This is a genomic window from Rhizobium sp. NXC24 (assembly GCF_002944315.1).
Lineage (GTDB): Bacteria > Pseudomonadota > Alphaproteobacteria > Rhizobiales > Rhizobiaceae > Rhizobium.
The window spans coordinates 52,013-72,840 of record NZ_CP024313.1 but is presented as its reverse complement, the minus strand read 5'-3'; the positions used below and the strand labels follow the sequence as shown (position 1 = coordinate 72,840).

The following is a 20,828-nucleotide window of genomic DNA, read 5'->3' as shown; positions in this document are numbered from 1 at the left end:
GAACCATGGCCGGAGCATAGACGGCCTCTTGATCGCTTGTATCGACATCTTTAGTTAACATTGGAGACAATTGAATGGGAAATGCCATTCCTTCTAATCTGACCTTCGGCATCTTCGATCATCTGGACGACAACGGCTGCGACATAGCCCAGCAGTACGCAGATCGCCTAAGGTTGGCCGAGGCGTGCGACGGCCTTGGTTTTTATGCTTATCATCTTGCTGAGCACCACTGTACTCCGCATGGGAGAGGGCCATCACCAAATTTGTTTTTATCGAGCGTCGCGCAGCGTACGCGTTGGATTCGTATCGGGCCACTTGTCATGCTGCTGCCCCTTTATCATCCGCTGCGGGCTTTTGAAGAAATCTGTATGCTGGACCAATTGAGCGGCGGCAGAGTTGAGGTCGGGATTGGACGCGGTTCTCTCCCGATCGAATTAAGTTATTTCGGGATGTGTGCGGACGCGGCACCAGGCTGCTACGCGGAAGCAAGTGAAATTCTTATTACCGCGATGAGAGGCGGCACCCTGTCCCATAAGGGCCAGCATTTTGAGCTTAGCAGCATACCTTTGACACTAAGACCTCATCAAAGGCCGCATCCACCGATGTGGATTGCCACAGGTAGACCCGAGTCGGCCCTTTGGGCCGCTGCGAATGGCGCAAACATCGCGTGCCTGGGACCGTCCTCTTCTGTCCGTAGAATTACTGACGCCTTCCGCGCCCATCGAAAAGAGAACACGGGCGAAGATGATCAATCCTCATTTCGTGGGTTGCTTCGCATGATCGTGATTGGGCGCTCTGACCGCGAAGCCCGTGTGCTCGCTGCGCCGGCTTACGAACACTGGCTCGCCAGCTTTAAATTTCTTTACGAGGTAAATGAACTGCAGACTCCACCAAACCTGCCGCTGACTTTCGACGAGGCAGTTGAGAATGAGTTATGCGTCGTAGGGTCTGCGGCGTCGGTGAGACAAACTTTACTGAGCCAGATAGATGCGGCAGGCGCCAACTATCTTCTATGTCAACTTGCATTTGGGACCCTGCCGCTGGACGCTTCCCTTTACACAGCAGCTACTATTCAATCCGAATTTATGGCTCATCTTAACTGATGTGCCATGATTTGGAGCCCAACAACTTTTTCCTGCGCCGTGCTGGCCCTCCAGTTGAATGCTAAAGGTCAAGCAACAATCCTCGCCGTCGCATCCGGTTCATATGCTCCTGATGATGGAAAAGTTTTTGCAGCGGCCTCTCCATGGTCAGCAGATCGCCTCGCTGTTGTCCTATGACAAGCATTGAAGGCCACATTGTCGCCGAGTACTCGTCAGCCGGAGCCGGCTATATCGCCGCGTTTGGCTCTACTTTGGGAAAGAAGCCTTTTCCCCGCACTATATGAGAGGAATTAAAATGATCGATCGTTACATCTCTGCCGCATCGTTGGCCGCCGCGTTTTTGGGCTTGATGTTTCTCAGCAATCCTGCGCCGGCGCAGCAAACGCCGCAAGAAAAGCAACCCGCCCAAGGACAACCAGATGGCAATGGTGGGGCTACGAGCATCAGTGACCAAAAGATCGAAGCTTTTGCCCTCGCGTATCTCCAAGTGGGCAAGATTAGGCAGGAGTATGCGGCCAGGATCGAGGCGGCGCCGGATGAGACAGCGAAGCAAGAGCTACGGAGCGAGGCAAGAAAACAGATGATACAGGCCGTTCAGACCTCTGCCAATATTTCGGTGGACGAATACAACGAGATTCTGTCGGCTGCACAGAAGGACCCTGTTCTCGTTAAGAAACTTGAGGATAAACTGCAGAAATCCGGACCCACAGAGCAGTGAGCGACGCTACGATCACCAATCCATTTGCCGCCATGGCCGCGCCAAGCCCTACAATCTTGGCACGGCGTTGACCAGGGTTTTTCATCACAACGTCCGCGACATTGCTTCAAACGGGTGGTGCGCACGTCAACAAGATACTGTGCGGCAATTTTCCGGCAGCCCAGCAGTCACATACGAGCAATGGACGCAATCATTTACTCTTCGGCGGACTTGTGCATTATCCGGATCTGCTAATGGCTCAAAGTGCCACTGTCGAACAAGATCACCCAAGTAGCTCTCACGGCGTAGTCGCATCTCCGACATCGTTAAGCGGCAGACCGACAGGTAAAACGGGAGGTCATGAATGAGCGATGATCGCGCTCGGCTACCCGTTGAACTGAAATCCCCAGCGTTAACCTAATCCCATTGTCAAAGCGGTCGGCGAGACGGCGCGGGAAAGTCAAACTTGCCGGGAGGATTAAGGCGCCGCTCCGGAAACGGCGCTATGGCAGCCATTTAACAGTGATGGCCCAATGAAGTTTTCGGATCATAGGTGTGCCGGACAACATTCGTGCTGGTTTGGGTTGCTGAGCGGCGCGGTCGTGGCAATCGGCGAATCCATGCGGGACGCCTCCGCAAACAGCATTTCGCGCATCCAGACGCTTCCCGGATCACCATTGTGAAGTTCATGCCATTGAACGGCTTCGGTGAACGGAAGGGGTCGTGGCAGCGGAAGCTCGACGATCCGCAGTGGCATTGTTCTTGCGAAATGCTGCGCCAGCCGTAAGGGCATGGTTCCTATGCGCTCATTGCCTGATACCATGGACGGAATCATGCTGAATCCATGTACGACGACGTCGATACGCCGCTCGCGACCGTGCTCGAGGAGGCACGATTCCGCGAGCCCCGGCCTCCTCGTATAGAATTTGGCTACAACGTGCCCCATCGACATGTATTTCTCGTACGTAAATGGCTCTTCCAGTTGCTTGTTCGAGCTGCAGCCTACGCACACGTGGACATCATCGAACAGTCTCGCTTGGGGATGGGCGTTTGACATGAATATTTCGGGCAGAATGAAAAAATCAACGTCGCCGCGCCGAAGAAGATCCTCCGTATCGTCGCCGGGGGGAAGAAATTCGAAGCTGATGCCGGGAGCTTCTCGCGCGACACGCTCTGCAATCCTTTCGAAAAACACGAGTGTGACGTAATCGGAAAGTACAATCTTGAAGCGGCGATCCGACCTGGCCGGGTCAAACGGCTCCCTGGAAATAATCGAGAGCTGAATCTGCAGCAGAGCCTCGCGCACCGCGGGCGCAATACCTTCCGCCCGCCGGGTGGGGATAAATTCACGGCCGGCCATCGTAAACAGCTCATCTTGGAAATAGGTGCGCAGTCGGGAGACGGCAGCGCTCATGGCAGGTTGGCTCAGGTTGATGCTGCGCGCCGCCGCCGTCAAATTACGCTCGCTCATCAGGGCGTCGAGCGCAACTAGGAGATTTAGGTCAAGACCATTGAACCGCATATCTTATCTATCCACAGCGCGTATGTACGCCATCCAAACCTATTAGTACTCCTCATTAGTAATACAAATTGACGTTTTCACAGCGCAAAGACGCGTTGTGAAAACTTTCTTCGCAAATCGCATATTGAGCGGAAAAATGAATATGGCGCTGTCCGATAGCGGCCCCATACAGTTGAAAGAAAGAGCGATCCGCACCGCATCGCGGTGAACTTCAGCGAGTGAACGGCAGGCCTTCCTGCGTAGCCGATGGTCCGGGGCAGCCCCCTTCGGCGCCCGGAAAGATCTGTCCATTCCTGCGTAACAAGGGTTTTATGTCCTCTGCGAATTTCTCTTGGTGATTTTGCCAGAGATTAATTCGGTTCATCCCAACGGTCGAGCGCCTTCTAGTACGGTGGCGTTAGACCGGGAGTTTACGATGAGAGGAAGAGGCTCAATACTACTTTGAAGGGCATTTCAAAACAAGCAGACGGCACTTGCCGTGCTCAGGATTGTTGCCGCGCGGCTATTCACCGAACATGGCCCTGTGAAACTAATTGGCTTCCCCTCTGACGGCGGGGCGACGGCCAGGAATGCAGTTGATTTTTCGCCCCATGCTGCCAGCAGGCGGCGGCGATGCCGCGATCCTGTTTCGCTTCGTCTTCCTGTATGTGGTCTTGGCCGGGAGCGGAGAGCTTTGATGCCAAGATGATATGGAACCGATCCTCGTGCTCAACTTGCCGGGCAGGATCATCAGCAGAAGGGTGGGCCGCAGCCTTGCTGATCTTTTTATCAAGCAGCCTCCTGATCAAGGCTTGCGCCAACAAGTTTAGATCAGACCCTAGCCCTTTGAACCTTACGCTGCGGAACTGCTATCCGAACGAACAGGTCCATCTCTTTCCGCCGCGTTCAACCCGCCAGCCTCAACTCCCCGAATACGATTCCCAACCTTAGTTCTGATCCAACGTCGCTTATCAAACGGAAACATAAAATAGTCACGTACGGTGAGTGGTTCGGGCTGATCTCGGAGACCAACTTGCGGCCACTCGTCCTTTTTCGGCCAATATGCCGTGCGGAAAATCGTGTCCCATACCGTCGTAAAGAACCCATAGTTTCGATGCCGATGATGCGGTTCCATCGAGTGGTGAATGCGGTGGAATTTGTTGTCGCCGATAATGTATCGGAGCGGCCCAAGATTGACACGTGTGCTAGAGTGAGAAAGGTGGGCCTGAAAGGTAATCAGCGTCATGGCAATGACGGGCACAACGCCTGATTCGAAGTTAATCAGCGTAAGTGGTAGCGTGACAAACAATGCGTATACAAACGGCTCGGTAAGATGATGATTGCAATTCCAGGCCGACAGTTCACGAATTGAATGATGAGTAGCATGCAGGCGCCAGAGGAACGGAACGGCATGTTGAGCGCGATGCATCCAGTAATAGAAGAAGTCACCGGCTATCGCGACGAGCACACCTGAAAGGACAGCGAGGCCCGTGTTAATAATTGGATCGTTAGAGTGAAGCAAGGCACCAAAATTGACGGTTAGGAGCGGCTTAATCCCTAACAATTTCAGACCCACCGCGTACAAGTGCCAGATTACAGCGCCGCATCCAATGCGAATAACCCAATTCCGCGCGCCCCGAACGTATGAGGCAAAGCTATATCGATAAGCCGGAAAGATCACCTCGAGTACGACGCATGTCGTAGCGAAAATCGCCACCAGCGTGAACGATTTCACGAAGAACTGGGCCATCTCCTCAAAATCGAGAACGTACATAAGAATTGCTCCGACGAATTGGCGAACGACGCAAATGCCCTATGCGATGTAGGCGGCGATTGAAAATCGATTGTTTGGATAAGACCAATTCGTTTCGTAAATGGTAATCGCCACGCCACGAGCCGCCGCAGCAATCGGCAAGCCGCCGGCGTCATGCTTCTCGACTGCTGCCACTCTCGCCTAGCGCATTTTGCGTAAGGGGCTATCGGCGTCTCGTGCTACAAACAGTTGACCGGTAGAAACCGAGCGAGAGGAGACCACCGGTCATTTTGAAAGCGACGGCATTTCAGTCTTCGTAGGGCAAGAGCAAACGTTTTTTAGGCACGGTTCTTTGGCTCACCGTTTGGCGGGAGTCGGGACGCACGATCCCATTCCAAGGACAAGCCTGGCGCCGCCGAATTGCAGCAAGATAACAACATTCTGGCTGCCTTGTGACTGGTGCTCTTCAACCTGGCAGGTCTCACTCACCTCAGATTTGTCCGCGGCGTGGTTATTCGCCCGGTGCAGAACCCAGCCGAGCGCTTATCGAACAACGCCGGACACCGGACGTTCGTTTTGTGCCGATACAGTGTGCCCGCTAGATTCTTCCTTGGCATGAATTGTGCTGTTGTGTCGCGTGTTGAGGAGTCTCAACCAACTCACCATTCTACCAACCGAGGAGATTCTAATGGCTACGCCAATTCAGCAATTGACTAATCAGGTCGATGACAATCCCGGGCCGAGATATCAACCGCCATGGGAATTCCTATCGATCGATACGAATACTGGCGTGGGCGGAAAGTACATCTACATCGGCTACACTTTAGGCCAGGAAAATCCGGTGACGTCGGTCGACTTTGTCGCTTACAGTCAAGCACAGGCGAACCCTCCCTCTGGTTGGAGTTGGACCGGACAAGACTTGAAAGAAGGCGCAGGCGGAAAATTCATCTACATGGTCTGGAAAAACGGCGAGCCCGGCAAACAGCCCATCACAGCTCTCCAGTTGCTCGTGACGGGTCAGTCCTCACCTCCGCATATTGCCGGTTACCAGGCGATCAACCAAGACCTAAACCAGGGCGCCGGGGGTCCGTATATCTGGCCATATTACAGCACGACCGTCCAGCTTCAGACCAAGGAGGAGGCAGTGCTCATCAAAGCATAGCCATCGAAAGCGCCGTGACGATCAAGGAACGCTTTGTTTTGCGACTTGCACGTTCAGCACAAATTTAAAGATGTGCGTTAGCTCTGGATTTCTGATCTCGGCCTTCGCGGGTCTGCGACCTGATTTTTGTCGCGTACTGACGGAGTTGCAACGCTGTGGAACCGACGGCAAGAATAACGAGGAGAAGGTAAGGGTGGAAAGTCCTGCGCGCTCGTCTCGTATTGAAAAAACAATCGGCCGCGTCATTCCTCTTTTTTCGTCACGGTGTCCTGAAAGAATGCAACCCGCAAGCCCGTCTCCTTGTTTCAGACGGATTTTCTCCATAGTGCGCCCTATAAACTGCGGAAAATCTTCCGAACTGAAAGAATCCCCATTTCAGGCAGATGTCTTTCAAAAGCATACGGTTCTCTGGATCTAGCAGGTCCTCCCGTGCTGCCCGCAACCGAAGCATTTGTAGATAGGCTGCGGGTGTCATGTCCTTAAAAGCACGAAAACCAGCTTCGAGTGCTCGGGTGGAAACACCCGCTGCTTCTGCCACCATCGGCATTGTAATCGGCTGGTCGATATTGGCTCGCATGAACTCGATGCCGCGTCGAACATGTCTGGGAGCGATCATGCTGGGTTTCCTATCCAGTAGATGCAATAGCCGATGAGGCACCATCCTTATCACCACATCGGCGAGCGCCTGCGAAATATGTGCCATGGCTATAGGAGACTTCAAAAGCGGACCATTATCGCGTAATCCGTCGATGATTGTTTCGGTGAGATTGCCGATCGTGCGACCAACTGGCGTTGACAGATCCAGCTCAGGCAAGAGGTCGAGGGAGCCATTGAAAGGCACGTCGAAAGTCTCGCCAATTGCCCGTTGGAATAAGGACCAATCAAGCACCAGCTCATCTATAAGATTGGATTGCCCGTGCATCACGATGCCGTCAGGCTCGAAATTCCGGTAAAGCAGCAATTTCCCTTGTGCTGCCTCGGCGGTGCGCGGACCGTAGGTAACCCCCATGCCACCGCTGCGCGGCACCACGATCGATAGATGCTCCGTTGCGCCCGAGCACCATTCCGCACGGAACTGAAACCCATCCTGATGGGAACCGGTAATCAATACGGCGCCTTCACAGGCCGAAAGATCGATCCCCCAATGGAAGTCTTGCGAGCGACTGACGAGTTCAGCGTCGAATGTCCCGAAAACCTCGCTGAGAGTTTCGATCATGCTGTCGAACGTTGAGCCGCGATATCGAAAAACGGCATCATCTGCGCTATTTTCCATCATGTGTTCTCCAGGTGCCAGCGAGATCGTTCCTGTCGGTTCATACAAGATCGTCTCTCGGGTTTCATAGAGCTTGCGACAACCATTTTTTAATTGAATATAGCTTGCCGGAGTTTTCCCTTCCCACTCTTATCCGAGTATTGTCAGGCATGACATTCCGTCCTTCGGATCTTCAGCCTCCTTCGCCTCATCAGCGCCGACTGAATTGAGTGGCCGATTACGAGCACAGCAGTAAACAGCGCCCGGGGTGGGTTCCACCTCGACCCGTTTATTGTCGACCTAATGTCGGTGACTAGCTATGTCGAAAGGCCATCGGCGTTGTCAACCGCAAAAATACCGGTTGTCGCGCGATCAAAAGTATTGGTAGTCTGAGAGAGCTTCAGCATGTTTGCTGACCACATGTCATACGGCGACTTCCCGATACGATCCAAAGCTGGAAACTCAACATGGCTGGATCCGGACACATGACTGTTCTCGCTGCAGTCGCGAAGCCCCTCTCATATTCGCTTCAACTTTGCGTCAAAGCTCCACGCCCCGGGTCCTGTAAAGGCCAGATAAAGGAAGATGAAGCCAAACAGGAGCATATCATCGCCGCCGTTCAGCATGGGAAAGACGCTCTTGCCTGAGAAATGGGTAGTCCAGTAGCCGAGGCCCATCTGCCCGGACAAAAGGAGTGCAACCGGTCTAGTCAGGAGGCCAGTCAGCACAGCCAGGCCGCCGAACACCTCCCGAAGGCTTAAAATCAGCATTAGAGTGGATAAATTACCTTCGTCCCCTGCTCTGCCCACGCCGAGCGCGGGGAATCCGACTAGCTTCATGGCGCCATGTTCAATGAGCAGCAGCGCGGTAACGATTCTGAGCACGGCAAGTGCCGTCTGCTCACGTTTTGAATCATCCTCCAAAGCAGTCTCCAGTTTTCCAGTTGTCTCGTAACAAATTTCCGGTCGACCGGCATTCGGATCAGGGACGCCGGAGTCGATAGAAACGAACCTGCGTTGATCAAATCAAATACCGTGCCAAGAAATTCTCGAGGGACGTAAGGCGATCTTACGCATGACCAGATAAGTCTTCAGAGCGCGGAAGAGGGAGTGGCGCTTGATACAATCCGGTTTTGTCGTCAGTGTCCGCTGCCAAAGAAACGCACGCTTCAATGGTGCGATCCTTTACACGAGCGGATTGCAAATCCGTTCCACTTGGGAGGGTCCAGGCTCACTTATTGTCCATGAGTTTTTGAGACATGTAGGTGTATTCGAGCGCGTAGAGGCGCGCGCGTTCCTGCAGGTTGGCGGCAGCGGCGTGGCCCCCCTCGATGTTTTCATAATAGTAGAAGGGCAGACCCATATCTTCGAACAGGGCGGCCATTTTGCGCGCGTGCACCGGACCGACGCGGTCATCTTTGGTCGAAGTTTCGAAGAAAGGTTCCGGATAGGCCACACCCGCCCTGACGTTATGATAAGGCGAGATTGAGCGCAGGAAGGCGCCTTCGACCGGATCGTCCGGATTGCCATATTCGCCCTGCCACGAGGCTCCTGCCGACATGTGGGTGAAGTTGACCATGTCGAGAAGCGGCACCTGGATCACGGCCGCGTTCCATAGATCAGGGCGCTCGGTCAGTTGCACGCCCATCAGCAGGCCGCCGTTCGAACCACCCATGATCCCGAGATGCGGTGCCGAGGTAACCTTCTTCGCGATCAGGTCCTGGGCCACAGCCTGGAAGTCGTCATAGACGCGCTGACGATGGGTTTTCAAACCGGCCTCGTGCCATTTTGGTCCGAATTCGCCACCCCCTCGTATATTGGCCAGCGCGTAGGCACCCCCCTTTTCCAGCCACAACTTGCCAAGCGCTGCCAAATAGGTGGGACGCATTGAAATTTCAAAACCGCCATAAGCATAAAGAATGGTCGGGTTCGTGCCGTCGAGCTTAATGTCCTTGCGCGCCACAAGGAAGTACGGAACCTTCGTTCCATCCTCCGAGGTCGCCCAGAACTGCTGTACTTGCAAGTCTTCAGCATCGAAGCGTTCCGGGCTCGACTTGAGCTTCTCGACATTGCCGCTTGCAGCATCGGCGTAAAAAAGGGTTGAAGGTTCAAGAAAACTTTCCGAGAAGATGAACAGGTGATCGCTCTCATTGTCGCTGGAGGTCACGGACAAAGTCGCATTTTCCGGCAGTGCCAACTTAAAGGATGTCCAGCCATTCTCGCCGAAATCGAAGCTACGTAGCTCGCTGCTGACATCCGTCTGGATCGACAGCACGAGGCGGTTCTTGGTCTGGGTAATCCCTTGAACAGACTGGTGGTCGTTGGGCATGAACAGCACAAGTGGTTCGACATGTGCCGGATCGGCGAGTGCCGCGCGGAGATCGAAAGCGATAATCGCTCCGTTGTGGAAGACGGTGCCCTTGGCCGAGACCCAGTCCGACTTCAAAGTGTAGATTGCCTGGCCCTTGAAGTAGCGACTTAAAGCAGCTGTGGTCGGGAATGGCAGAACAACCTTGTGGTTATCGGTGTGACCGTTCGGATAAAAGGCTAGTTCTGTGTTGAAGGAGTCGAGGCCCCGATAGGAGATGTCCATCACATACTTGCCATCAATGTCGCGCATCACGCTGCGTCCAGACGAGACGTCTTTCTTGTCGCCGCGAAAAATCTCGACCGCCTGATCCAGGCTCTGGCCCCGCTTTAGCACCTTGGTAACGTAGCCGTAGCCGGAAGTCGTCACTTCGCCCGGCCTCCATTCCCGGGTCACGTAGATGGTGTTCTCGTCCACCCAAGTTGCCGACTGCTTGCCCTCGGGCAGGACGAAGCCTTCCTTAACGAACTCGCCCTTGGCGATGTCGAATTCGCGCACCACATCTGCATCCTTGCCGCCATCAGACAGGCTGAGCAGGCACAGATTGTCGACGGGCGGCAGGCAGTTCTCGCTTCTGAGCACCCAGGTCTTATCCTCGAGTTTGGACAGCGCCTCGACGTCAAGAACGACGTGCCATTGCGGGCTTCCAGACCTGTAGGCTTCCCAGCTCGTACGCCGCCATAGACCCTGCACGTGCGTGCCGTCCTGCCAAAAGTTGTCGATCATGCCGCCATGCACGAAGCCGGGCGGAACAATGCGATCGGTGGCGTGCAGGATCTTCAGAATGTCAGCCTGATATTCGCCATAGCGTGGATCTTTCGACAGTTTGTTGACGGTTGATTGGTTATGCGCCTTGACCCAGACAACCGCCTTTTCGCCGTCGATCTCATTCAGATAGGCGCGAGGGTCGGCGGCGTCGTTGGGAGCGTTGTTAGGGTTGGAATCGATCGGCTTGGCAACAGTGGTCATCGGGGTCTTGGCAGAAGCCGCCATGGTGAATGCCATCGCCAAAGCCGTAGTTATTAACAATCTATTCAGAAATTTACCGCGCATGATTTGCCTCGCCGAAATCCAAAGTCTAAGCGGTTGAAACGAACCGCTCCGCCTCTCGTCTTCGCAAGAGCTGTGCCAATCAAATGCGTATGAATAGAACCTTTGGAATCAACGATTGGGAGCAGGCAGGCCGTGTAGGATAAGTGCCACAAAAATGTCGCAAGCGCTCCAGGCTTGTCACTTCCAGATGGCTCTGAGACGATCATCGGCGTACTGATATCCTTGGTGTGGTCTCCGAACGGAGTGCACGGGCAGGCCCCGCCGAGGCACTCGGGAGTGGTCGGCCACGACCTGACGAATGGGATTGCGTCCTCAGGTGATGGGGGCGAGCGAGCACATATTTCGTCGCGAAGCGGAGACGACCATTTTCGTCTCGCTAGCCTCCCAAAAAACGTGCGGACAATCCACGCCTGAAGGAGGCGCAAAAGTCCGATGCGCCGGTAGGTTAGCGGTCAAATGACAAGAAGGCGGTGCGCTGTGGGCGACGCGCGTTCGGCGGTCGTAACCGCCCTTTCGACCCGGGGTATAGAGGCATCATCGAAACATCGATCACGTATGATGCCCGCTTGGCGAGGAACGAGGCGAAAGTTTCATGGCGATTGGTGAGGGTCCCGCCGGCAAGCCGCACCACGACCAATTAACGACGGTCAAGCGCCGCTTCCCTTGAAACCCTTTACACACCCCGCCAGATTTGATGTCGGTCGCGACAGCGGATCCTACTCGAATTCGGCTGGCCCCGGTGGGCATAGCATCGTAAACTAGTCTATTAGGCACATCCGTTAGATCCGGCTCGTGGGGCGCGGCCCAATGCCGACTGCTAAGAAGCGGTCGAGCATTGCATTCACTTGGTCAGCCACCTCGATGGTGTTGAAATGGCCAGCCAACAGCGTCTTGGCCAGAACGAGCTGGGAGCAGCGAACCTTTAGCCAGTCGAGATCACATGCAGCCCTTACCAGCGGCACATCGGCAGCGATGTAGGCCATCGGGACCCTGCAACGCATTGCCGCAGGAGACGCATCATAGTTGAGCATGAAATTGCGCATTGCAGAATACGCCACATGCTGCGGTGTCTTCTCGCACGAGGCGCGGATATAAGTGTTGTGGATGGTCTCGCGCCTGGAAGGAGTGTCGTAGTCGAGGGCCATGGACCACGCGTTTTTTCGCAAAACCTCCCGATAGTTTGGGGTCGAAATTTCATCCAGGAACTGCTCAATTTCGGGGCTATCGCGTAGCGCAAACCGGGGCGTGACAATAGAATCGATCAACACCACACCCGAGGCCAGCTCCGGATGGCGACCGCACAGCTCGAGCGCGACCGACCCACCCATGCTGTGGCCGATGATCAACGGTTTCTCCAGGTTGCGCTCGCGGCATTGCCACGCTACGTCGTCAGCAAAACCCTCAATCGTGTACTCCTGCTTCGGCGCATCGCTGTCTCCGTGACCGCGGAGGTTTACCGCCATGACGTGCCGACTTTTAGCAAAATAGTCAATCTGCGGCGTGAATATCCTGTGATCGCCGGTCCAGCCGTGAATCAAGACGAGCGGCGGACTTAGGGGCGAAGGCGATATTGCTTCGAAGTGCGCAAGGCACACCCCGGCGCGGTTCATCAGTATGGGGCTCGATTCGGCTGCATTCATGAGGTTCGGCTCCTTCTTTCTGGGTCGTCAGCCAAGGGTAGAGTGTGTGTGTCACAGAGAGAGAGAGAGAGAGAGAGAGAGAGCGGAACAACCAACGGCAGTCAGATCGCAAGACCAATGGTTTGCCGATCCACACTGATCGAGTTGAGAATGCCCGTGGCAAATGGGGCAGCACTGAATGATGAACTGTGAGCGGCACCAAGCCGGAGACGAAGATCGACTTGCGCGGTAGGCAAGCATCGAAGGAAAGGTATCATGCCCAAATCCCCATGAGCGAAATGCCTGAGCGCACCGACGATAAATTCGAACAATCCGAATGCACGATCAAACCGGCCGCAGGTCGCCGATCCGACAATGTCTATTTGCCACCATAGCCTCCAATTCGGCAACGAGACCGGAGGCGGCGATTTCAGCTTTGATGCCATCGCCCAAGCGGCGCGCTGCATCGCGATAGCGCGGCTCCTGTAGCAGCCGACTGACGGCATAGGCGATTTCGGCTTCACTAGCACTCGGGGGTAGTCGAAGACCAGCTCCCTTCGACACAACTCGTGCAGCATTATCTCCTTGGTCGCGCCCGTTCGGCAGCACCAGTTGCGGTAGACCGTTTATCAGCCCCCGGCTGACGGTGCCGTGGCCGCCCTGAGTTATCAAAAGGCAGACTTCCTTCATCACTGTGTCATGCGGTGCGCCGTGCAACAGATGCACGTTCGCGGGGGCGACCAGCTTCCCCGCATCGACATGAGGCCCGATGGTCGCCACGGCGTACACGTCCAGCGTACCCAATGCGCAAATGATCCGTTGGACCAAGTCGTCTTGACCCTGAGCGCCGGAGCTGCAGGCGACGAGCACACGAGGTCGATTGGCGTCCACCGGCCAAGGGGCCTTCCAGCTCTTTGACCAATTTGGTTGCTCCAGCAGCGGCCCAACATAACGAACGTTGTCCGGTAGGAGGTCGGCCTCAAAATCGAAGGTCCGGCTGATCGCCAGCAAGTACCGATCGGCACACTCAAATAAATCCACCGTCCTGGCCAAACCGGAAAGGCCGAGGCGGGCACGCGCCCCGTTTAGAAGCGAAAGGAATTGGTTTAGGAAGCAAGCCCAATTTTCGTTTGCCGCCGCGATCGCGAGCCGCTCTTCTGGCGTCTGCGGCTGCGCCAATCCGCTGGTGGCCGGCGGAATTCCTGGCAAAGGGCGAAGGCTCACATGGGGTGACAACATTGCGATGGGCACGTCAGCGGCTTCGGCGCCCAAAACGGCACCGAACAACATATCGATGGCAATGACAGCATCCGTCGGTATGCGGCCGATCTCATCCTGGACGTCGGCTGCATAGGCTGGCGCGGGGCCGAACACCGCCTTTTGGAACCAGTCGTGCATGTCTGAAAAGCAAGTCGGATCCGCGTCGGTACCCGTCGGGGCACGGCGCCAGCACACGAAGTCGAAACCCGCCGCAACCACTTCATGCTGCATCTCTGGATCAGCCATAATGCGGACGCTATGGCCGCGCCGTTGCAGTTGCCGAGCTGCAGTCAGCAACGGGCCCAGATTACCCGACGTCCCCCAGGACGCAAGCAGGAAGCTATACATCACGCCTCACCTCAATCGTGGTTGAAACCAAATTTCGTCGCAATCGCAGGCTGCCAAAAATAAGTGATCGATAATGGGGACGTCATGTCGAGGTCTGCCGCCGTCACAATCGGAGGCGCGGCGATACAACATACTTTAAGTAACTTCCCTCAGCGGGACCTTTCCGGTTAGAAAGATGACGCTCCCTTGCGGCCATCGCAGACGTTCTTGCAGGTGCCTTAAAACCGAAAGGATTTCCCAATTGCCCACAGCTCAACCTGCTCGAGAGCTGACGCAATCGGCCGGAAAGGTCTAGCTGCTTAGCCGACCTCGACAAAGGCGATATCGTCTTGCGAACTTACGTCCGTCGCACTGAGGATCCGACGAATCCCCGATCATCTTCAGCTCGCGGCCAGCGAACTCAATGACTTACCCGCTCAAATTTCGTTCAACTCCATCTGTCCTGCAATTTTTAAGTCGTTTGAGGCGCTGCGTAAAATTGATTGTTTGAATGAGTACAATCCGCGGCCGGCATGTCTCTGCGCGTTCATCAAACTCGCTGCCCAAGCGCAATCGTCACCGGCCACCCCCGCTTCCGCCTTTTTCGCAAACTGGCGCCGCCCAGTGTAAATCCGCTGCGGCCTTAAATCATCTTGACGAGCAATGTCGGCGACGGTCGCAACGCCTGCCGAAGCGGGCAACGCAGCGCGCCGCGACCTTCAAGCCCGCGGAAGAAAAGACGATCTGGGACTCTTGCTCGAGCGTCATCAGTGTTATTTGGGTCGATGCGATCGTTTTCAACGCTGGCCCTAGTAGTGTGTCCATCGCCTAGCACAACATTAAATTAAGCCTGAATACCGGCTCTGACAGCGAGTCGGGCGATGCAGAGCATGGAGAACGGCGTCAGTTCCGAGGGTGCAAGGACGAAGGCGCTTCCCGCAGGAAGCGCAGGGCCCATTTTCATCCCGGCGGATTCCTTCACCCGTCTTTCCGAAAGCTCGCGAACTCGGATGGCGATTATTTTTCGAGTTGAACCGCTAGCGCTTCCCGCCAGCAATCAATCTTGCCTCGGGATCCTGACGCAGCCGCCACATGGCGCCGCATCCGATCAGTGGGCCGATAGCAAGCATCATAAACGCACCTGGCCATCCCAGAGCGATCTGCACGACCGGCAGGATCTGGATGCTGAAAAGCGTCAACAGAAAACCGGCGCAGGTTTGCGCAGTCAGCAAGGTACCAACGGAACTCGGCTCGGCGAGTTCTGCGACAGTTGCCGAAAACTGGGCGGAGTCCGCGATCACGCTAACACCCCACAATATAACCACGGGCGCTAGGACAATGAGCGGCGCGCCATAGAGCCATCCAACGAGAGCGGCACAGGTTCCGCTAACAGCCATAGCGGCGATCGTCACAAACGTCCGCCCGTAGCGGTCGGCAAGTATGCCTCCCAGCCACGATCCGATCGCACCGGAAGCGACAGCCGCAAAGGTCAACCAAGCCGCTTTCGTATTGGAAGAGTCGAGACCTCGGTCAGCGAATGACTGATGAAGGAATACCGTCAACCAGGCCCACATTGCGTAGAGCTCCCACATATGGCCAAGGTATCCGAGGTTCGCCTTACGGACCGACGCGCGGCGCCAGCTTTGGGCGACTTGCGAGAAGTCCACTGCCGTGGCTCGGCGTATGTTCGGTCCCAATTGGACGAAGCAGATCAGAATGGCTGCAAGAAATGCTGAACCGGATGCAGCGAGGTAGATGCTTTGCCACCGCACCTCGACAGTCGCAGCCAGGAGATGTGGACTTGCCGAACCGAGCGAAAGGGCCCCAACCAGCAGTCCTATCAGAAGGCCTAGATCCCGGTTTGCCCAGGTCGCCGTTATGCGCATGCCGACGGGATAGACGCCAGCCATACATAGCCCAGTAACGAAGCGCAGCAGGATCACGCTTATTCCAGTCGGCGAATTGACCACGAGGCTCAGAGTGGCCAGCGCTGCCGTGACAGCGCATCCTGCAAACAGTCGACGCGGATCGTATCGATCGGCGAGAGAAAACAGTGCGGAAAAAATCGTTCCTACGACAAAGCCTATTTGAACGGCACTCGTAAGCAACGCCTCCTCGGCCGAGGTGATCGGCTGTTGCTGCTTTATGCTAGCAATCGCGGCGCTGGACGAAAACCACACGCTCATCGCCGACACCTGGGCCGCGAGGATCAGCGCCAAGGAACGCCACTTGCCATCGGTCAAATGGGTTCCACGTAGGGCGGCATGCGAATGCAAACGATCCGATTTAACCTGCTTGCCCATTTCTTCAGGCTCGGATATCGGCAGGACGCGCGGCACTGACGCCAACGCGGTGGAAGTCTCGCCCGAAATAGATGAGCCCATCGCAACCGGGCTGATTTCGAACGGCCATCACTCGGCAATAAAAAACGGTGTGGGTACCCACCTCCGAGACGGAATCGACATCACAATCGATAGCACAAACAGCCCCTTCGAGCACCGGAGCGCCCGTTTCAAGAACGCTCCACTTTGCGCAGGTGAGGCGCTTGCCGACCGACAGGCCCTTCGTAGCGAACTGCATCGCCACGTCGCGTTGGTCGGCCGATAGAACGTTGACACAAAGATTTCCATTCTTCCGAATGATTTCGTTGTTGGCGCTCGAGCGATTTATGCAGACGAGGAGCGTCGGCGGCTCGTCGGTCACAGAGCAGACTGCGGAGATTGTGCATCCTGCCAGCCCCGCGACCCCGTCCGATGTGACGATATTAACTGCCGCGGCAAGACCTGCCATAGCGTCTCGGTAGTTGGACTTATCCACCATGTGAAATCCTCCATCTCACGAGTGAAGTCACTTGGCAGCCGCACCGCCGCGATACTTCGCGGCCGCATGCGTCGCGGGCAAACGGGGATGACCGAACAACTTTTCCCGGTAGGTGCCCTCGGCGTAGGACGTCTTATAGACACCCTTTTCCTGCAGCAGCGGGACCAAATAGGTGACCACGTCGTCGATGCTTTCCGGCGTGACGGTGCGGGACAGGTTGAATCCGGCAATACCAGTTTCCTCGCTCCAGCCGATCAGCATATCCGAGATTTCCTCGGCGGAGCCGACCCACGGGGCTTGCCGGCTGCCGAGCACCATCTGTTCCAAGAGCTTGCGGCGCGTCCATTTGGGGCCAGCAGTCTTGTTCATGATCTCAACGTTGGAGACGATTGCCTGGCTCTTTCCGGTTTCGATGGGCTCGTCGAGGTCGTATTTTGCGAAATCGATGCCGAGCGAAGCCGCTGCATGTGCGAGCGCCGCCTCCGAGTTGACATATCGGCGGTATTCCTCGAATTTTTCCCGAGCCTCAGTGGCCGTTTTGCCAATGATGAGCGTTGCGCCAAGAAAGACCTTTACGTCTTCCGTGGATCGGCCCTTTGCTTCCGCGCGGGCCTTGATGTCGGTGGTGATGCCTTTGACATCTTCCTTCTTCTGGCCATTGACGAAGACACACTCCGCATGGGTGGCGGCGAACTCCCGACCCCGGGCGGACGAACCTGCTTGATACAAAACCGGTGTGCGCTGTGGCGACGGTGAGCAAAGATGCATCGCATCGACCTTGTACTGCGGACCTTCGTGGTGAATGACGCGCACTTTGCTCGGATCGGCGAAGACAGCATTGTCTTTGTCGACAATGATGGCCTCATCATCCCACGAACCTTCCCACAGCTTGTAGACAAGCGACATGTATTCGTCGGCGAGATCATAACGGTCGTCATGGGCAATTTGCCCCTGAAGGCCGATTGCTCGCGCGGCACTGTCTAGATACCCGGTTACAATGTTCCAGCCGATGCGCCCGCCGGTCAAATGGTCTAGCGTGGACATACGGCGGGCAAATAGGAACGGCTGCTCATAGGTCAGGTTGCAGGTAACACCAAATCCAAGGTTCTTGGTAACGGCCGCCATTGCGGGGATGACGATCGTCGGATCGTTGGCTGGGATCTGGACTGCGCCGCGGACAGCAGCGTTCGGGCTGCCGCCATAAACATCGTACACGCCAACGACATCAGCGAAGAAAACACCGTCGAACAGGCCTTGTTCGAGTTTAAGGGCATAATCTGTCCAATATTGAAGATCGTTGAACCGATACGATTGATCCCGGGGGTGAGCCCACAGCCCTTGCTGGATGTGACCTGGGCAAAACATATCAAACGCGTTCAGATGTATTTGGCGAGCCATAGGTGTCCCTTGCTAATTCGAAGGCTAATGTCCATCTTAATATCATAATTATATCACTAAATTGGACAACTGCGCGATGTCAAGAGAGTTTCATACTCAGCATCACCGAGTTGAAAACTGCACTGAGTGATCGCCGCCCTCGTTAAAACCTCATTAGCTGATTACGACCCCACTCCGATGCGCTGGCAGCTCTTCTCCCCCGAACAGAAAAGGCAAGGATCGCATCGGCGATTCTTGCCTCTAATGTCATTCGGCGCGCCCCTTCATACGAAGGATCGCCCTACATCCTTTTCATGCCTCCCGGAGTACAATCACCACATATCGGCACTCTTCACCTGTCTCATTCTTGAAGGTGCAATCATTGGGAGGGCCGAGTTCCAGGCAGTCTCCCTCTTTCATCTCATGCCTGATGCCGCCTTCGATGAAGACGAGTTCACCCTGCAAAATCCATACGAGGTGTTTGCGATGCGCGTATGAGGAAGCTGGAAAAGATGATTGCTTTCCGGCAGGAAAAGTGACGTCGATTACATCGACCGGCGTGGAAGAACGAGGAGAAACATGGGTACGCACGTAGCCCGTGACGGGATCTATCCAGGTGGGCTGATTGCATTTCCGCAGCAACATTCCTTCCTGCATCTCCGCTCGAACCATCAGCGTAGACATGCTGATCTCAAAGGCACCGGAAAGGCGAGCCAGTAACATTGCTGTTGGGCTAGCGCCGCCGCGCTCAACTTTATGGATCATCGCACGCGATACGCCGGACCGCTTTGCTAGCTCTGTTAGCGACCAGCCCCGGAGTTCGCGCTCAATTTTTATTCGTGCGCCGAGGCGCTCATCAACGTTATCCAACATAATAGACAGTCTTGACCTGGTTTTTTAAAGGGTCCCGAAGTGGCTTCAGCGTCAACACGCCGACTTTTTGACTTGTAAGGTTAGTTTCAATCGATTATCGATCACGACAGCCACTCTGCCCTAATCTGCGGATCGGCACCAATCATCAAATATATTGGACAGCCTCGCGTCATGGAAAATGCTATCGGAATCCGTCCGGCGGTTGAAGCGGACCTACCAGCCATTCTCGACATCTACAATGACGCGGTGCGAAACACCACTGCGATATGGAACGAGACGCTTGTGGATCTGCCTAATCGAAGAGAGTGGTTTGCCGACCGTATGTCCAAGAACCACCCGGTTCTGGTTGCCGAGAGGCAGGGCGAGGTTTTTGGCTATGCCACCTACGGCGTCTGGCGCGTGATTGAAGGCTTCCGGCAGACGATGGAGCATTCGGTCTATGTCAGGAGCGATCGCAAGGGTGGAGGAATCGGGGCCGCGCTCATGCAGGCACTCATTTCCGAAGCGCGGGCTCGCCATATCCACGTTCTCGTCGCTTGCATCGAAGCCGAGAACCTGGGTTCAATTAAACTGCACGAAAAATTAGGCTTCAAAACCGTCGGGCGATTTGGTCAAGTCGGCCAGAAATTTGGGCGATGGCTCGACCTCCTGTGCATGGAACTTCCACTTCAAGAGGCCTCCAAACCTCCTGTCACAGCACAAGTTTTGGACTGAAACTGATTCCTCGCACCACTTCCTTCGCTACCGCACAGAAGGCGCTCGGGTGGACCTCGACCTGGATCAGACTTGGATTGACGTCAGCGCCTTGGAACCTGATTGAAGATGCCTTCGCTGCTGCAGGCAGGAGACGTTGGCCCCACAGCATCACATTGCATAACGGGCCGGTGGCGCTCCGGAGCCGCGGTTGCTTGCTATTCCTTGCTTGGATTCGGATGCGATCACAACTCTTTCGATGCGGTAAATCTGCCGCACTCGATCTCGCGTGCCATAATGTGGAGCAATCTTCATGGTCTCCACCTACCTTATGATGGTCGCGCATCCGACGCTGACCATCGAAGCATCGACAACGCCGCATAAGAGATTGTTGTCCAGGTCGCGTTTTTTTGCGGCTGGACTTTGCACGCATGCCACCGCCTCCAGACTGCTGTGGCATGGGACAATGTCATTTCCTCCAGTCCGTTCGCTTATGTGAACCCGCGTCTCAAGACGCGATCGTTCACGTCCCGACTGAGCTGCGACAGAATTCCTACCTGGAAATGTCTCTGGAAGTGGGCATGTCGCAGACATCCAGATAAACCACGCCGATGGGTGAAAGGACGTTACTTCGTCCGCGAAGGCGTGCGTGACTGGGTGTTCCGCGCAGCGATAAAGGCAAAGCCGGAAGAACTAGGTTCTGGCGGCTGATCCATGCATCCGACGTTCCTATTCGTCGCCATTGCAAAATCCGAGTCGAAGCGAATCCGTTCGATCCTCTATGGAATAGCTACTTCGCTGCGAGGCGAGGCCTACCATCGGTGAAGACGGATCGGCTCGATGAGACCGCACACTCTGCCGACCAACAGGAACTGGCGGTTCTGGTCAAACAGGGCTTGGCGGAGGCTTGAGCTGTATGCAGGGAAACTTGCACGTACAGTTCTTAGGGAGGGCCGGCCCGGCGACGGGTC

The 20,828-nt window shown here is 55.5% G+C and carries 16 protein-coding genes and 1 pseudogene; 5 read left to right on the top strand and 12 right to left on the bottom strand.

The genetic code is table 11. From position 1 onward, the window contains the following. The first annotated feature begins 74 nt into the window (after positions 1-74). Entirely contained in the window at positions 75-1,103 is a 1,029-nt protein-coding gene (locus NXC24_RS22070; protein ID WP_104825596.1) for an LLM class flavin-dependent oxidoreductase, read from the top strand. Positions 1,104-1,398: 295 nt separating this feature from the next. Beyond that, the gene (locus NXC24_RS22065) at positions 1,399-1,821 is read left to right on the top strand and encodes a DUF4168 domain-containing protein (protein WP_199773608.1); all 423 of its coding nucleotides are present in this window, start codon (positions 1,399-1,401) and stop codon (positions 1,819-1,821) included. Positions 1,822-2,347: 526 nt separating this feature from the next. Here NXC24_RS22065 and NXC24_RS22060 read toward each other — a convergent pair. Then, on the bottom strand, positions 2,348-3,322 hold the full coding sequence (locus NXC24_RS22060) for a LysR family transcriptional regulator (RefSeq protein ID WP_104825595.1): 975 nt from the start codon (positions 3,320-3,322) through the stop codon (positions 2,348-2,350). Positions 3,323-3,800: 478 nt separating this feature from the next. On the opposite strand from NXC24_RS22060, the pseudogene NXC24_RS22055 reads away from it, so the two are divergent. Then, positions 3,801-3,999, top strand: a pseudogene (locus tag NXC24_RS22055) (hypothetical protein). A gap of 155 nt (positions 4,000-4,154) precedes the next feature. On the opposite strand, the gene NXC24_RS22050 reads toward NXC24_RS22055, so the two are convergent. Then, complete coding sequence (locus NXC24_RS22050) at positions 4,155-5,075, bottom strand: sterol desaturase family protein (protein ID WP_104825594.1); 921 nt, start codon at positions 5,073-5,075, stop codon at positions 4,155-4,157. 667 nt (positions 5,076-5,742) lie between these two features. Here NXC24_RS22050 and NXC24_RS22045 point away from each other — a divergent pair. Further along, positions 5,743-6,216, top strand: a complete 474-nt coding sequence (locus NXC24_RS22045) for a hypothetical protein (RefSeq protein ID WP_104825593.1) — start codon at positions 5,743-5,745, stop codon at positions 6,214-6,216. Between the two features lie 259 nt (positions 6,217-6,475). Here the strand turns inward: NXC24_RS22045 and NXC24_RS22040 are convergent, their stop codons facing one another. The 10 genes from NXC24_RS22040 to NXC24_RS22000 form a co-directional block, all read right to left on the bottom strand. Further along, a complete protein-coding gene (locus NXC24_RS22040; RefSeq protein ID WP_104825592.1) occupies positions 6,476-7,492 on the bottom strand; it encodes an AraC family transcriptional regulator in 1,017 nt (338 codons plus the stop codon). Between the two features lie 494 nt (positions 7,493-7,986). After that, complete coding sequence (locus tag NXC24_RS22035; protein ID WP_104825591.1) at positions 7,987-8,391, bottom strand: DoxX family protein; 405 nt, start codon at positions 8,389-8,391, stop codon at positions 7,987-7,989. A gap of 307 nt (positions 8,392-8,698) precedes the next feature. Beyond that, positions 8,699-10,888: a prolyl oligopeptidase family serine peptidase gene (locus NXC24_RS22030; protein WP_104825590.1), complete on the bottom strand. Its 2,190-nt coding sequence runs from the start codon at positions 10,886-10,888 to the stop codon at positions 8,699-8,701. 779 nt (positions 10,889-11,667) lie between these two features. Further along, complete coding sequence (locus NXC24_RS22025) at positions 11,668-12,528, bottom strand: alpha/beta hydrolase (RefSeq protein WP_104825589.1); 861 nt, start codon at positions 12,526-12,528, stop codon at positions 11,668-11,670. A 324-nt stretch (positions 12,529-12,852) separates the two neighbouring features. Next, the gene (locus NXC24_RS22020) at positions 12,853-14,115 is read right to left on the bottom strand and encodes a nucleotide disphospho-sugar-binding domain-containing protein (protein WP_245464049.1); all 1,263 of its coding nucleotides are present in this window, start codon (positions 14,113-14,115) and stop codon (positions 12,853-12,855) included. Between the two features lie 823 nt (positions 14,116-14,938). Beyond that, on the bottom strand, positions 14,939-15,052 hold the full coding sequence (locus NXC24_RS36280) for a hypothetical protein (RefSeq protein ID WP_348632752.1): 114 nt from the start codon (positions 15,050-15,052) through the stop codon (positions 14,939-14,941). A gap of 79 nt (positions 15,053-15,131) precedes the next feature. Continuing rightward, complete coding sequence (locus tag NXC24_RS22015) at positions 15,132-16,337, bottom strand: MFS transporter (protein ID WP_245464048.1); 1,206 nt, start codon at positions 16,335-16,337, stop codon at positions 15,132-15,134. A 64-nt stretch (positions 16,338-16,401) separates the two neighbouring features. Continuing rightward, entirely contained in the window at positions 16,402-16,914 is a 513-nt protein-coding gene (locus NXC24_RS22010; protein WP_104825586.1) for a flavin reductase, read from the bottom strand. Between the two features lie 27 nt (positions 16,915-16,941). Further along, the gene (locus NXC24_RS22005; RefSeq protein ID WP_104825585.1) at positions 16,942-18,312 is read right to left on the bottom strand and encodes an LLM class flavin-dependent oxidoreductase; all 1,371 of its coding nucleotides are present in this window, start codon (positions 18,310-18,312) and stop codon (positions 16,942-16,944) included. A gap of 291 nt (positions 18,313-18,603) precedes the next feature. Then, positions 18,604-19,173: an XRE family transcriptional regulator gene (locus NXC24_RS22000; protein WP_104825584.1), complete on the bottom strand. Its 570-nt coding sequence runs from the start codon at positions 19,171-19,173 to the stop codon at positions 18,604-18,606. Positions 19,174-19,335: 162 nt separating this feature from the next. Between NXC24_RS22000 and NXC24_RS21995 the strand changes: the two genes are divergently transcribed. Next, positions 19,336-19,878 carry a GNAT family N-acetyltransferase gene (locus NXC24_RS21995; protein ID WP_104825583.1) on the top strand — a complete coding sequence of 181 codons (543 nt, stop codon included), beginning with the start codon at positions 19,336-19,338 and terminating at the stop codon, positions 19,876-19,878. Positions 19,879-20,828 lie beyond the last annotated feature (950 nt).